Below are 14,590 nucleotides of genomic sequence, written 5' to 3'. Positions count from 1 at the left end.
AACTGGCGAGGCAGACGGATGCCCCTGACTTTGAATCATCAATACCGCTCCCTTTCCCTTTTTTGCTATCCCAACAGCAATCGGTCATCCGCGACTCCCTTCAACTGGGCGAATTTTTTCAACAATACCTCAATCGTCAAATGCTTCTTTTCCTCTTCCGGCACATCCAAAATAATCTCGCCTGCATCCATCATAATCAGGCGGTTGCCGAGCTCGATGGCTTGCTGCATATTGTGCGTCACCATCAGCGTCGTGAAGTTGGAACGCTCGACCACTTCCTTCGTCAGCGCTGTAATCAATTGCGCCCGCGCCGGGTCAAGCGCAGCCGTATGCTCATCCAGCAGCAACACCTTCGGCTGCGTGAAGGTCGCCATCAGCAGGCTAAGCGCCTGCCGTTCTCCGCCTGACAGCAGTCCGGCCTTAGCTGACAGCCGATTCTCGAGCCCTAGGTGCAGTGAGGCAAGGCTCTCGCGGAACAGATCCTTCCGCTTCTTGTTCACACCCCGGTGCAGGGTACGTCCTTTGTCACGCGAGTAAGCAACCGCGAGATTCTCCTCAATCGTCATCGTCGGCGCCGTGCCAGCCATCGGGTCTTGGAACACGCGCCCGATCTTGCGCGAGCGCTCGAATTCAGAGAGGCTGGTCACGTTCTCGCCGTCGATTTCAATGGCTCCGCTATCTGGAGTCATCCCGCCCGAGATCATATTCATCAGCGTGGACTTGCCCGCCCCATTGGAGCCGATAATCGTTACGAATTCACCCTCACGAAGCGTTAAGTTTATATGTTGCAGAGCAATTTTCTCGCTCGCCGTCCTGCGGTTGAACACTTTTCGAATCCCCTCAAGTTTCAGCATGGCTTTCCCCCCTTGCTCCGTGGTCGATGGATAGGTGTGGAGCATCTTCTTGAAAGGATCTCATTCGCCTTTCTTTCCATGTTGTTAGAACCCGTGACATGACAAGGGCAGCGACCACAATGACGGCGGTTAGCAGCTTCAGGTCATTCGGATTCAACCCGATGCGGAGTGCAAGCATAATAATGAGGCGATAGACTATAGCTCCTCCGATTACGGCGAAGGTTGCCCGCCGAATGGAAGCATGACCGAACACGGCTTCCCCCATAATGACGGAGGCCAAACCGATGATGATAATGCCGATTCCCATTGAGACATCCGCAAACTCCTGATATTGGGCGAAAAGCGCGCCGGATAGCGCTACCAAGCCATTAGACAGGCTCAGCCCGATAATTTTCATATTGTCGGTGTTCGCAGAGAGGCTGCGGATCATTTTCGTATTGTCGCCGGTGGCCCGAATCGCCAAGCCAATCTCTGTATCCAAAAACCAGTCAATGGCCCATTTGATGAGCAGAACGAATATCCCTACGGCTGCCAAAATCGCAAGCGGCTGCAGACTGGACAAGAAGGATTTGAGCTGTGTGAATAGAGTGCTTTCCCCCAGCAGCGGTGTATTCGCCTTACCCATAATCCGCAAATTGATCGAATATAAAGCAATCATCGAAATAATACCGGACAGCAGCGTATTGATTTTCCCTTTCGTATGGAGCAGTCCGGTCACGGTTCCTGCCACACATCCTGCCAGCAGCGCCCCCAATGTAGCGAGCAGCGGGGAATAGCCGGATGTAATCATGACAGCCGCAACGGCCCCGCCGGTGGCAAAGCTGCCATCTACGGTCAAATCGGGAAAGTCGAGAATTCGAAACGTTACGTAAACGCCCAGAGCCATTAACGCGTAAATGACCCCTGCTTCCAAAGAACCTGTCAGCGCATATAGCACGATAGCATCCTCCTAATTTGAAACGACTTATTTCTCTATCAGGATTGCGCCTTGTGTCATCTCTTCCGTCAATTTGATTCCTTGCGCCTCCGCCGCCTTCGGGTTAATCATCAGATCCAACTTCTTTGAGACCTCAACGGGGATATCTGCCGGCGATGTGCCCTTCAGAACCTTCACAGCCATCTCACCTGTCGCGTAGCCGAGATCATAATATTTGAATCCGATTGATGCGAACGCGCCTTCCCCAACCGATTCACTGCTCTCGCAGAAGAGCGGAATGTCCTTGTCATTAGCGACCGAAACGACTGAGCTTAGCGCCGAAATGACCGTATTATCAGACGGGAGATAGATGATATCCGCGCGGCCTACCAGCGAATCGGCAGCCTGCTTCACCTCCGAACTGTTCGTCACGGTGGCCTCGACCGTCTCCAATCCGCCTTCCTGCAGCACCTGCTTCACATTGGCGATGTTGACAACAGAGTTCTGCTCCCCGGAATTGTAGATAACGCCTACCTTGCGGGCCTCAGGGAAAAACTTCTTCATCGTCTCCATCGTCTTCTTGATCGAGTCTGGATTCGTGTCGCGCGTGCCTGTCACATTGCCTCCTGGCTTTTCAAGACTGTTGACCAGCTTCGATGCAACCGGATCCGTCACAGCCGTGAACAGCACGGGAATGTCTTTCGTCGCCTTCACAATCGCCTGTGCGGTCGGTGTAGCGATTGCCAAAATGAGGTCATTTTTATCGCCCACCAGCTTTTGAGCGATCGTGAGATTGTTGTTCATATCCCCCTGCGCATTGTGGAAATCAACTTGCAAATTAACATCTTTCTCGTACCCAGCGTCCTTCAGCGCCTGCAAAAAGCCTTCTCTCGCCCCATCCAGCGAAGGATGATCTGCGAACTGCGCAATTCCGATTTTGATCATCTTTTTGCCGTCTGCATCCTTACCCATGTCCTTCGGTTCGTCTGAGTTCCCACATGCTGTCAGCAACAGTGAGCAAACCATAAAAATCGGGAAAAACAGTTTCATCCAACCTCGCTCCTTTGCAACAATAATTGGTATTGATTGCGCTTTCAATATAATAATTAGATAAAAAGCGTATTAGCGAGTTGTTTAGATATAAGGCTTTCAAGGCTCTCTAGTGGTATCAAGACATGTTAGGGATTCGCTCTGCTGCTTCGCAGAAAATTCGTTCCTAGTCTGTTGCTGTGTTTCATCTGGAAGGATAAATGTGAATGCGCTTGCCCTCGTGGATGAGCGCTGCTGCCTGATGGCTTAGATGTGGAGATGTCGCGTATGTATGCGTTGTAAAGATCGCGTAGATGCACAGGGCCGTGCTAAATGCTGGAGTTTTTTCAATTCGAAATCGTTGAGTTGCTCAACATAATTGAACATTTGTAATACGTTTTTTCTATGGTGCGTTATTTTAACGTTATATTATCACGCCGTCATAACTAATGTCAATATTTGGACAAATTTTTATATGAAATGTGTGATTTATGTTATATCCCATTCCGTGAAAACAAAAAAACCTGAAAGATACAGGCCATTCAAGGTCGATTGAGCACATATGCAAGCTTTTATGAATTTTTTACTGGTCAAAAAATAAAGCGGTGACACCGCGATCATCAGATCATCAGCGTACACCGCTATCCCGTATTTAGAGCAATAATCCCTATTCCTGTTGCTCAAAAAAATTCCGTATGTATAGGCTTAAAAATCCGAAATCTCCGGTTTTTTCCACAGCATCGCTGATCCACCCACAATAAGGAGTGCTGCTAATGTAATCCCGATTAGGGAAGAGCTCGCAAACGCGCTTAATGAAAAGACGGCAAAGAACAAAAGCGAAACACAGGTCAGAAAACATATCGGAATCAGGAGCCATTTATTACGGTTCCCCATGATATAAAATTCAAATAATCCGAAGGCCACCGCAAGCGGAAATCCAGGCCAAACCGTACCGAATGCATCGAACAGCATCCCAATTTGACATACTACACCGCTAACGATCAAGATCCCACCAGGTATAAGCAGCCCCGCTGCGCGCCCCTTGGTAACAAAGAAGAACATAAAATGAAAAAACAAACCGAGTGGGATGACAAACAATGTTGGCCAAAAATAACCGAATATGCTCCCCGCAGTTGCAAATTTCTCAGCGCCCCATCCGCTCCATGTAACCAGCATCAGCAAAATACCGAAGCCGATTAATGAGAGCGCCTTAATACTTCTACTATTCAAGCTCCTCTACCTCCCTTTACTTTCCCAACCCCTATTTCGTTATCCATACGTCGCTTCATAAGACGACATTCCCTTCGTTAATCCCTTCATTATCTTTATGAAAAAAATTTTATGTGACATGAATGACCTGCTCTCTCCGTTCAGCCTCCTTATAGGCGCTTGCAATCCCTGACTTGTGTATTTGCTCCTTGGCTACAACTTTATAAGATAACACGGCGGTAAACGGTTCCGTAAATGGAGTTGGAGTTACCCGAATCGTCCTGTCATCCAGCCACACGGCTTGCAATTGCTCACCTGATTCCATATTAAAAGGCTCTGTGCGCTCGAAGCCGTCCTGGTACCAAGGGAACTCTTCTGCTTTTTGTACTCCTGGTTCATTCAGGCACACATACAGGGACAGGTCATCACAAAATTGAAGCATTCGAAAATGATTGGCTATCGTCGAATCCGACAAATCCACAACTTGTTCCCTAATTCGCTGCTGACGCTGCCGTTCATGCTGGAGAAATACGATTACGTCCTGCTGCTCCTCTACATGAAAGAAAGAGGCGAAATGCTTGCTGCACAATAGGCTGGCATATGGATTGGCTGTCTCGATATCGTCCAGCCCCTTACGATAGAACGCAAGCTTTAAGGCCATCGGATAATCCATGAATGTATACGGCTCCTGTTGTGCGTCATTCCAAATTGGTGTATCGTCAAGTCCGATCCAGCTGCAATCATGCTCGTAGGCAGCATATATGGCATCCTCATATCTGTCACGGGTACCAAGCAACTCCGTGCGGAACTTTGAAGCGATCTCGCCAGATAGATATCCATGGTCGTGCTGTGCAATGCATACGATTTCATCTTTCCTTGTCCGAATAATCATTTCCATACAACTCCTTTATCGTCGTACTACCTTTATAAAGAGAAAGAAGTGCCATCCTTGATCCTTAATTAGGACTCACGGTTATTGATTTTTCCATTGGCAGCAGTTATGCTGTGTGAGATGAACAATTAGGAGGGATATTATGAGCAAGACATCCAACAAGCGCCGCAAGTCAGAGCGCGCAGGACATTTAGACCCGAGCTTACTGCGGGGAAGCTGGACACGGAAGCCGTATACACAAGTCGTGCCGAATAAGAAAGCAGAGCAGCGCCGAAGCCTATGCCGGAAACGGGTAGATGACGGCGCTGTTGCTTTTTAACGACATCTAATCTTTTTGTATCTCCTCATCTCCTCGAATTTGTTATCTTTTCGAAAAGTGCCTTTGATCATTTGCAGCTTCTTCCCTGCTTCGATACAATATGAATAAGCAGATCCGATTGGACGGATCCCACAGAAAGGAAGGTGCCGCCGTATGGCTAACACTCACACCTATTCGCGCGGCGAAGAAATCGCTAACGCGATTACGCACGGCATTGGAGTCGTTATGAGCATAGCTGCCCTGACGCTGCTTATCGTATTCGCCTCATTGTATGGACAACCCATCCATGTCGTCAGCTTCACGATTTATGGCATATCGATGCTTCTCTTGTATACCTCATCGACATTGGTGCACAGCTTTCCTGAAGGAAAAGTAAAGGACTTGTTCGAGACCTTCGATCACGCATCCATCTATTTATTCATCGCGGGCACTTATACACCGCTTGTCTTAATCGCATTGCCTAAGCTTATCGGCTGGACACTGTTCGCCATCGTATGGACTATTGCTGTCGGAGGCGTTGTATTCAAAGCCTTCTTCACGAAGCGATTCCTCTTCATGTCCACGCTGCTCTATATTGCTATGGGGTGGTTGATCGTGTGGGCGTGGCATCCACTGACAGAGGCTATGCCATCCTTCGGACTGACGATGCTGATCATTGGCGGTATCCTGTATACACTTGGCACTATATTCTACGTATGGAGAGGTTTCCCCTTCCATCATATGATATGGCATCTATTTGTGCTTGCAGGTTCCGTTGCTCACTTCTTCTCCGTACTGTCCTTAGTCCAAATTCACGTATAGCTCGTAAGTAGAGGTTGTTCACAAAGTCCGCTTTTGATCACGTACTATGTAGGATTTACCCGATTGATGAAGCCGCCAATCTCCTCTTGCCGCAGAGATTGGCGGTTTTGTGTAGGTTATTGCAGAAGTTATTGTTCGCTCTGGCATGGGCCAGTTGAACGTCTATTTACGAATTGAGGCTCGAGGATAACCTTGTGGTACGCTTCTTTGCCAGCTTGCCCTTCCTGGTCGGAACGCTCCATAATATCCGCTAATATCGTAGCGGCACGGCGTCCAATCTGTGCTTCATTCTGATAAATATGACTAAAGAATGTCTCTCGCTCCTCCAAGTGCTCCGGGTCATCAAACGTTACGATCGAGATATCCTCTGGCACTCTCAGTCCCGCCCGCTTCGCGATCTGATGCATGCGCATGCCAAGCTTGCCATGCAGCGCAATAAACGCAGTGGCCATCTCGCTCTTCATATACCGAGCAAGTACAGAATCATCAGCTTCCTCTCCGACAGGAAGCGTAAAATCCGTTAGAATGAGTGCTGGATTGATCATGGCCCCCCGTCTCTGATATTCATTCATATACCCTGCTATGCGATCCTGCACACTCACACAATCTCGGAACGCATCTGTGCAGATCGCAATATTCCGGTGACCGAGTTCCCATAAATGAGCTACCGCCATCTCCGCGCCTTTGCGGTTGTCCGAGCATACATAATGGGTGTCCACTCCAGGCAAATATCGATCGATAAGCACGAATGGGAAACCATTTACCTTCAATGACAATATTTCTTCATTGTAGATATCTTCATCCACAGGGAATAACAGCAAGCCTGATATGCCCATGTCCAGCATCTCCCGAATTTGCTGCTCTTCCCGCTCCTTCGATCCTCCGCTAAAGGCCACGATTAGAGAGTATCCACGCTCGTTCAACGTCTGCTGAATCGAATTAATAAGCCGCATCGCAAAATAATCATCTAAAGTTGGCATCATGAATCCGACTACATTTCTTCTTCGTTCCTGGCTTCCAGAGCCTGCTCCATTGACATCCAGTCCTTCTGTACCTCCAGCTTGCTCTTCACGTACCGAGCTGGAGCCAACTGATTTCTGCTCCGCTACGAAGCTGCCTCTTCCGGGGACTCGATAAATTAATCCTTCCTTCACAAGAGCTGCAAGCGCATTCACAACTGTAATGCGGCTAACTTGGAACTGCTCCATCAGTTCCTTCTCTGTCGGAATTCGGTCATTCGTCTTCAATTGTTTCGTATGAATCATATCCTCAATATATCGCTGAACTTGCAAATATAGCGGCGATCGAGAATCATAGCTCATTTAGATCATCCTTAATTATTAATTTAATATATATAATATAGCATTTAGGTAGAAGAGACAATGATTAGGGAAAATTCGGAAGCAAAAAAGAGCGATGCACCACTCTCCACCGCTCTTTCCCAGATTCATATCTAAACGGACGACTAGCGCTCGTGCTTCGGGATATACGTAAAGATATCACCGGATTCAAACGCATCTATCAATTGATTAAGCCATCCATAATACGCTTCCGCCTGCTCCATCTTGGCGATATCCTTCGCAATGACTGCCGCAAGCTGTTCATCCTCCGAGCTGCCGCGCAGAAGCTCCAGCTCTTTGACTGAACGTCGAATCGCAGATAAGTTTATTTCTACGGCTTTTCTCCATTTCAGACCGAAGTAATCCGCAAATGTCTGATGCCAATCCTGTTCTGCCTCATATAAATCCTTGCGCGTCCCCTTCTCCCACACTTTATGCACCATCTTCATGTCCACAAGTGTGCGAACGCCCGTACTCATGCTTGTCTTGCTCATCTCCATCTCCTGCTTCATGTCATCCAACGTCATCGGATGATCGCTGAAGAACAGTAGGCCGTACAAATGCCCAGTAGAATGGGTCATGCCGTACAAGTCCATATTTTGTCCGATCGCTTCAATGACACGATTGCGAGCCTTCTCCACGGCGCTCTTCTGCTCCTGTGTCAACTGTGCGAACGTAGTCATGAGTCATTCCTCCTGTGCCGAATCCTATCCCTGCAGCAATGGCAGACCGATTCGAAACCGCCCTATATATATTTGTCGAACATTGCTGTAAAAGCTCATTCTCTATGTTCCACGAACATTGTAAGAGAATAGGAACAAATTGTAAAGAAGCAAATGGGATAGCAATATTTAGCATATTGGAGTATTCAAAAGAATAAGTTCATAAAGTTTTTTCTGAACGTATCTTACAAACTGTTTTCATGGTTGTTCTCTGTTTTTTCCAAGGGTTAAAATGGATATAGCGTAAATAACGCTCAATTCCATACGCAAGAGAGGTGACAGGATTGTCCATGATCAAGGTCAACCAAGTGACTAAAATATTTGGACAGCACGAACAAAAAGCACTCACTCTACTGCAACAAGGGTGGTCAAGAGAGCGGCTCGCCAAAGAAAAACAAGCGACCGTAGCTGTGAACCAGGTATCCTTTGCCGTGGAAAAAGGAGAAATCTTCGTTATTATGGGTTTGTCTGGCAGTGGCAAATCCACACTCGTGCGCATGCTAAACCGACTCATTGAGCCAACCTCAGGTGAAATCTGGCTGAAGGATCGGAATATTTCGAGACTGAATGCAGCCGATTTGCGAGAGGTGAGGCGAAGGACAATTGGGATGGTATTTCAGAAATTCGCACTCTTCCCCCACCGTACTGTGCTTGACAATGCCGCATATGGCCTCGAAATACAAGGTCTCTCCAAGGAACATCGCTACCGCAGGGCCACTGAAGCGCTAGAGCTCGTCGGCCTAGGTAGCTGGGAAGACAAATACCCGGAAGAACTAAGCGGCGGCATGCAGCAGCGAGTTGGATTGGCACGTGCCTTAGCTAATAATCCAGATATCCTCCTTATGGATGAAGCATTCAGTGCACTAGATCCGTTAATCCGCCGCGATATGCAGGATGAACTGCTTGCCCTGCAGCAGAAAATGCACAAAACCATCATTTTCATTACCCATGACTTGGATGAAGCGCTGCGCATCGGCGATCGCATCGCCTTGCTGAAAGACGGCAAGCTTATTCAGATTGGAACCCCCGAGCAAATGTTGATGCAGCCAGCTGACGAATATGTAGAGCGATTCGTTGAAGGCGTAGACTTATCCAAAGTCCTTACCGCCTCGCATATTATGCGCAGGCCAGAGACGATATCCTTAGATCGCGGTCCGCGAGTGGCGCTGCAATTAATGAGGGATATCGGTATTTCCACACTGTTCGTCGTCGGAAAGGATAAGTCCCTTCAAGGGGTCGTTACAGCCGAACAGGCTAGCGAGGCAGCTCGCAGAGGCCTATCCTTGCAACAAGTCATGCACATCGACGTTCCCATCGTATCGCCCTCTATTGTTCTTCATGAGCTGCTAGCCTTATCTGGCGAAGCGAAACTTCCTATTGCTGTTGTCGATCCGGATGGCAAGCTAATGGGCGCCATTGTACGCGGTGCCGTACTCGGAGCGCTTGCAGGCAATCTAATTGACTCAGCGGATGAGATGGATGATTCTACGAAATCTATGCCAACTGCCTCATCAGGACTCGAGCGCCTAGAACCCTTAGCTAACGCAGACAATAGCAGTCGCTCTACGGAAGGAGTGACACTCGATGCAGCTGAGAATCGGTGATTGGGTCGAGCACGCCGTCAATTGGCTAAGCACGAACGCAGATGGATGGTTCCGACTGCTCTCCAAATGGATTGAGCGAATTGTAGAGAGCATCTCGGATCTCTTTCTGCTGCCACCGTCTTATGTGTTCATTTTCATGGCTGCATTGCTTGCCTTTGTCATCGGCCGATGGTCACTATCGCTGCTTACGCTTATCGGACTCTTTATCATCGATTGGCTTGGATACTGGGAACCCACAATGAATACACTTGCGCTCGTAATTGTCGCCACGATCCTATCAATCATCATCGGCGTCCCACTAGGCATCGCTTGTGGGAAAATAGACCGATTGTCCCGCATTGTCAAGCCAATACTGGACTTCATGCAGACGATGCCGGCATTTGTCTACCTGCTTCCCGCCGTATTTCTATTCGGTCTAGGAATCGTACCTGGCGTGATTGCTTCTATTATTTTTGCCGTTCCTCCTACCATTCGCCTAACTGAACTCGGCATACGTCAAGTTCCGCACGACATGATCGAAGCCGCTTCCGCGTTCGGCTCTACATCCATGCAGACCTTGTGGAAGGTACAGCTTCCCGTAGCCATGCCGACACTAATGGCGGGCGTGAATCAGACCATCATGCTGACGCTATCCATGGTCGTGATCGCATCCATGATCGGGGCACAAGGGATTGGCACCGAAGTCTATCGAGCTGTCACAATGCTCAAAATCGGCAAGGGATTCGAGGCAGGGCTGTCTGTTGTACTGTTAGCCATCATCTTGGATCGTTTCTCTCAACAATGGCTGAAAAAACGGAAAACGAATAAACAAGGAGCGTGATGGAAATGAAACAACGTCGTACAAAGTATTGGGTGCTGGCTGGACTTGTTGCTATGTTAGGCTGGACTTTGGCCGGATGCGCCGACTCATCTAGCAGCACGGCTGGCAATGATGGAACCGCGAGTTCAACAGGCGGCAGCATCGGAAAGCAGGTTGATTATAAGATTATCGGAATTGATGCCGGTGCAGGCATTATGCAATCGACAGAAGCAGCTCTTAAGGATTATGAGCTGACCGATTGGAAGCTGATCGAAGGCTCTGGGGCTGCGATGACTGCCGCTCTAGATAAAGCAATCAAGAAGCAGGAGCCTATCATTATTACGGGCTGGACGCCGCACTGGATGTTCGCGAAGTATGAATTGAAATACTTAGAGGATCCAAAGGGAATCTACGGAGGCGATGAAGAGATTCATACGATTGCTCGCAAGGGATTGAAGGAAGATGAGCCAAGCGCGTACAAGACATTGGATCGATTCGAATGGACGGCTGAAGACATGGCCAAGGTAATGGTGGACATTCATGATGGTCAGGAGCCGAAGGATGCAGCTACGGCTTGGATCGAGGCGAATACAGACAAAGTCCAGGCTTGGACGAGCGGAGTCGACAAGGTTGAGGGTAAGAAGCTCAAGCTTGGATATGTGGCTTGGGATTCCGAAATAGCGAGTACAAATATCATTGCTTCCGTATTAGAAAATGAAGTCGGGTATAAGGTCGATCTGATTCAGGTAGAGGCTGGTCCAATGTGGACAGGTGTTGCCAATGGCGACGTTGACGCAATTGTAGCAGCTTGGCTGCCTACTACCCATAAGGACTATTATGAGCGCTTCCAAAATAATGTGGACGATCTTGGCTCGAATTTAAACGGCACGAAGATTGGCCTTGTCGTCCCTTCTTATGTAAGTATTCAATCGATCGAGGATTTGAAGAAATAGACAGCCATTTAAAAAAGCGCCTGTGGCAAGGATCGGATTCCCGATTCAATGTCACATGGCGCTTCTTCAATTGCTTACATATAAGTTGTTATCCGTTAGCTTCTTCCTTGGTTCCATGAATCAAGGAACGGTGTCACTGATCCAACTGCCAACAAGGCAAGGCGATGCATTGCTCGCGTACACACTGTGTAGAACAGCTTGCGATCTGCTTCATTCCCATAAGCCTGCTCGTGCGCGTCAAATACAATAACTCCATCGAATTCAAGACCCTTCGCCAAGTAGGATGGGACAACCCATAATCCAGATACGAACTGCTTCGTATGCTTCGATACCCGCTTCAACTGCGGGAAGCTGTGCTGCAAGCGTTCGTGAACCTGCGCCGCTGTCGCTTCATCCTTCGTAATAATTGCGATGGAAGCAAGCTCCCCTGCCTCTGTCCATGCCAATAGCTGCTTACTAGCTTGATCCAGCTGCTCCTCTTCGTCCTCGCAGCGAATGAGAATCGGCTCTTCACCCTCTCTACTGAAAGGCTCTACCTTCTCGCCATTCGGCAGCACACTGCTCGCGAGCTCCATAATATTTCGGGTGGAGCGATAGCTCTTGCGAAGCGTAATAACACCGGACTTCTTCTCTGAGAATACAGCTTGCAGCGCGGACGCTGACCCCATACGATTCGATTCGTAGATCGCTTGATTCCAATCGCCCAATATCGTGAAGCGGCTGCGTGGAAATAATCGAGTCAGCAGCGCATATTGGAACGGCGAGTAGTCCTGCGCCTCATCGATCACCACATGTCGAATATGGTTGAAGGTGTCGAATCCTTCTACACTTTCAATTAAATACAGCAATGGGGAAGCGTCCTCAAATGGAATCATCCCTGATTCGAATTGATTTACTGCCCGCTGGCCAATTGCCCGTATCGTCTCCACGTCAATGGTTCCATTGACGCTCGCGATACCATCTGTCTGACGCGCCCAATGCTCAATCTTGCGCATGCAGTCACAATACATCTCTTCCCAATCGACGAAGCGAAGCTCCTTCGCCTGCTTGCGGAACCGCTTCAACCACTTGTTCACCTGCTTGCGGCTCAAGTCGCGAAGCTCTTCTTCCGTCCCTAAATAATTCGGCTGCTGCTGCAGCTTGCGATAGACACGCTTCTGTTCCTTCACTGCCCAAGCACGAAGCTGTTCCAGCAGCCAATCTCTTAGCTTGTCCATCCGAGCAGGCAATGACCAATCCGCAAGCTGGCTATAGAATTGCTCCGCAAGCTGTTCGGTGCTAATTATCGTCCGCTTCGGCGTCCCGAAGCGAATGAAGCGCATGCCTTCCCGCTGCAATGATTCAATATAGCGATCGAGGATCTGCTGATAGCCCGCCGAAGCTTTCCATCTTGCCGCGGCCGCTTCGACTCTTGCCTCTCTAGAAGCTGTCCAGCGTTCCATGCCCTGCATGAGGCGTTCCGTCTGATCATAAATATCCTCAATGCTGCGCTCGGTGACGAGCCGATGCTCGATATAAGATTGGAACGTCGTCTGCGTCATATTCTCCTCGCCAAGCTCAGGCAATATGCTGGACACGTAATCGTTGAATAGATCATTCGGTGAGAATAAGATAATTTGCTCGGAACGCATGCTGCTGCGATATTTGTACAGCAGGTACGCAATTCGCTGCATAGCTGCTGACGTCTTGCCGCTTCCTGCCGCTCCCTGCACAATAAGCACATCATGCAGGTCATCCCGGATAATGGCATTCTGCTCGCGCTGTATCGTGCTGACGATACTCTTCATCTTCGTATCAGCACTCCGCTTCAGCATCTCCTTCAGCATGTCGTCGCCGATCTGAATACCGGTATCGAAGACAGCCTCCAAGCGGCCATTTCGGATGAGGAACTGACGCTTGAGCGTCATCTCTCCTTCAATAACTCCTGCTGGAGTCCGATATTGCACCGGACCTGGCGCATAATCATAGAACAACCCAGCAATCGGCGTACGCCAATCGTAAACAAGATGTTCTCCACTCTCTTCATCCGACACGGACATGAGCCCGATATAGACTGGTAGTGTCTCCATGTCTCCATCTTCTATAAAGTCAACGCGCCCGAAGTAAGGCGCCTGAATATGCTTGCGCAGCTTGTTCAGCCATTTGGCTGCATGCTTCTGTACGCGTTCGTGACTTGCCAAGTCCTTCGCCTGCTGCATGATGCTCACATACGTCTCGAACATCTCGTCATTATCGACCGATACCTCGTCCCAGAATTGGCGCTTCATCTCCACAATTTCTGCTTGACGTTCCTCAGCGGTCGCTTCTAATGCAGCGATCTGGCGATCCATTAAGCGAAGCACGCCTGTTAGATATAATTCTTCCTCATCCCTCATGGATGGTTGTTCGTTCACCTTGCAACTCCTTTCCGCCTGCTGGCCGATTCGAATCCTCTTAGGATCTGTATCGAAAAGTACTATTATATCCTAAACTTAGGCTCCGTGTAACGTCCCTGCACTTTCGTTTGCATTCTCCGCATCGTCTAAGTGAAGAATGACCGTTTCAAGCGCCTTCACCACATCATCCTGCGACATACTCGGCATGTTGGAATAACGAGCTGCCTGTACGGGCAAAAATGGGATATGAATAAATCCGCCGCGCTTATGATTTGGATCTTGCTGCTCATTAAGAAGGTGCATCAGCCGGTAAAATATCGCATTACACACGAACGTTCCCGCTGTATAGGAAATCGAGCAAGGGATGCCCTCTTCTTGTACAGCCGCGCGAATTGCCTTCAATGGCATACGGGCCCAATAGGCGACTGGCCCATTCTCGACAATGGCTCCATCAGTTGGCTGCGCCCCATCATTATCAGGTATGCGTGCATCCTTCAAATTAATGGCTACACGTTCCAGTGTAATATCCGGTCTGCCTCCGGCTTGACCGACACAGATCACGGCTTCCGGCTTCACTTGCTCCATTGTTTCCGCCAGCACGGTTCCCGCCCGCTCGAACGAGGTTGGAAGCTGGATGGCATGAACGTCGTAACGTCCGATACTGCGACCATGAAGCAACTTAACTGCCTCCCAAGAAGGATTAATCGTTTCATTGCCAAATGGGTCAAACCCTGTGATGATTACTGTGTTGCTCATCGATACAGCACCCCGCTCTGT

14 protein-coding genes are annotated in these 14,590 nt (G+C 49.0%); 5 read left to right on the top strand and 9 right to left on the bottom strand.

What is annotated here, in order from left to right; genetic code table 11:
- Positions 1-65: 65 nt before the first annotated feature.
- The 5 genes from M3661_RS03205 to M3661_RS03185 all read right to left on the bottom strand — a co-directional run bounded on the left by M3661_RS03205 (position 66) and on the right by M3661_RS03185 (position 4,900).
- Entirely contained in the window at positions 66-854 is a 789-nt protein-coding gene (locus M3661_RS03205) for an ABC transporter ATP-binding protein (protein WP_065291957.1), read from the bottom strand.
- Complete coding sequence (locus tag M3661_RS03200) at positions 841-1,791, bottom strand: ABC transporter permease (RefSeq protein ID WP_072730481.1); 951 nt, start codon at positions 1,789-1,791, stop codon at positions 841-843. Before M3661_RS03200 ends, M3661_RS03205 begins: the two co-directional genes overlap by 14 nt.
- A gap of 27 nt (positions 1,792-1,818) precedes the next feature.
- Positions 1,819-2,820 carry an ABC transporter substrate-binding protein gene (locus M3661_RS03195; RefSeq protein ID WP_072730402.1) on the bottom strand — a complete coding sequence of 334 codons (1,002 nt, stop codon included), beginning with the start codon at positions 2,818-2,820 and terminating at the stop codon, positions 1,819-1,821.
- Between the two features lie 684 nt (positions 2,821-3,504).
- On the bottom strand, positions 3,505-4,029 hold the full coding sequence (locus M3661_RS03190) for a hypothetical protein (RefSeq protein WP_251482291.1): 525 nt from the start codon (positions 4,027-4,029) through the stop codon (positions 3,505-3,507).
- A gap of 109 nt (positions 4,030-4,138) precedes the next feature.
- On the bottom strand, positions 4,139-4,900 hold the full coding sequence (locus tag M3661_RS03185) for a DUF3891 family protein (RefSeq protein ID WP_065291961.1): 762 nt from the start codon (positions 4,898-4,900) through the stop codon (positions 4,139-4,141).
- Positions 4,901-5,042: 142 nt separating this feature from the next.
- Here M3661_RS03185 and M3661_RS03180 point away from each other — a divergent pair, with 142 nt between their 5' ends.
- A complete protein-coding gene (locus M3661_RS03180) occupies positions 5,043-5,219 on the top strand; it encodes a hypothetical protein (protein ID WP_175400524.1) in 177 nt (58 codons plus the stop codon).
- Between the two features lie 153 nt (positions 5,220-5,372).
- Positions 5,373-6,020 carry a PAQR family membrane homeostasis protein TrhA gene (gene trhA, locus M3661_RS03175; RefSeq protein ID WP_065291962.1) on the top strand — a complete coding sequence of 216 codons (648 nt, stop codon included), beginning with the start codon at positions 5,373-5,375 and terminating at the stop codon, positions 6,018-6,020.
- Positions 6,021-6,148: 128 nt separating this feature from the next.
- Here trhA and M3661_RS03170 read toward each other — a convergent pair whose 3' ends face one another.
- The gene (locus M3661_RS03170; protein ID WP_251482287.1) at positions 6,149-7,342 is read right to left on the bottom strand and encodes a GntR family transcriptional regulator; all 1,194 of its coding nucleotides are present in this window, start codon (positions 7,340-7,342) and stop codon (positions 6,149-6,151) included.
- Positions 7,343-7,485: 143 nt separating this feature from the next.
- Positions 7,486-8,043 carry a GbsR/MarR family transcriptional regulator gene (locus tag M3661_RS03165; RefSeq protein ID WP_251482283.1) on the bottom strand — a complete coding sequence of 186 codons (558 nt, stop codon included), beginning with the start codon at positions 8,041-8,043 and terminating at the stop codon, positions 7,486-7,488.
- Between the two features lie 323 nt (positions 8,044-8,366).
- Here M3661_RS03165 and M3661_RS03160 point away from each other — a divergent pair, with 323 nt between their 5' ends.
- Genes M3661_RS03160 through M3661_RS03150 form a run of 3 tightly spaced genes read left to right on the top strand, consistent with a single transcriptional unit; the run spans position 8,367 to position 11,438 of the window.
- On the top strand, positions 8,367-9,686 hold the full coding sequence (locus M3661_RS03160) for a quaternary amine ABC transporter ATP-binding protein (protein WP_285852753.1): 1,320 nt from the start codon (positions 8,367-8,369) through the stop codon (positions 9,684-9,686).
- On the top strand, positions 9,667-10,506 hold the full coding sequence (locus M3661_RS03155; RefSeq protein WP_251482280.1) for an ABC transporter permease: 840 nt from the start codon (positions 9,667-9,669) through the stop codon (positions 10,504-10,506). The genes M3661_RS03160 and M3661_RS03155 overlap by 20 nt, the downstream gene beginning before the upstream one ends.
- Before the next feature lie 5 nt (positions 10,507-10,511).
- Positions 10,512-11,438: a glycine betaine ABC transporter substrate-binding protein gene (locus tag M3661_RS03150; RefSeq protein WP_251482276.1), complete on the top strand. Its 927-nt coding sequence runs from the start codon at positions 10,512-10,514 to the stop codon at positions 11,436-11,438.
- 95 nt (positions 11,439-11,533) lie between these two features.
- On the opposite strand, the gene helD is transcribed toward M3661_RS03150, so the two are convergent.
- Entirely contained in the window at positions 11,534-13,831 is a 2,298-nt protein-coding gene (gene helD / locus M3661_RS03145; RefSeq protein ID WP_251482271.1) for an RNA polymerase recycling motor HelD, read from the bottom strand.
- A 78-nt stretch (positions 13,832-13,909) separates the two neighbouring features.
- Positions 13,910-14,569 carry a pyroglutamyl-peptidase I gene (gene pcp / locus M3661_RS03140; protein WP_251482254.1) on the bottom strand — a complete coding sequence of 220 codons (660 nt, stop codon included), beginning with the start codon at positions 14,567-14,569 and terminating at the stop codon, positions 13,910-13,912.
- Between the last annotated feature and the right edge of the window lie 21 nt (positions 14,570-14,590).

Source organism: Paenibacillus sp. MER 180 (assembly GCF_023713665.1).
In the GTDB taxonomy this organism is placed as follows: Bacteria; Bacillota; Bacilli; order Paenibacillales; family Paenibacillaceae; genus Paenibacillus_B; species Paenibacillus_B suaedae.
The sequence above is the reverse complement of the archived record's forward strand: the minus strand, read 5'-3'. Positions and strand labels throughout refer to the sequence as shown.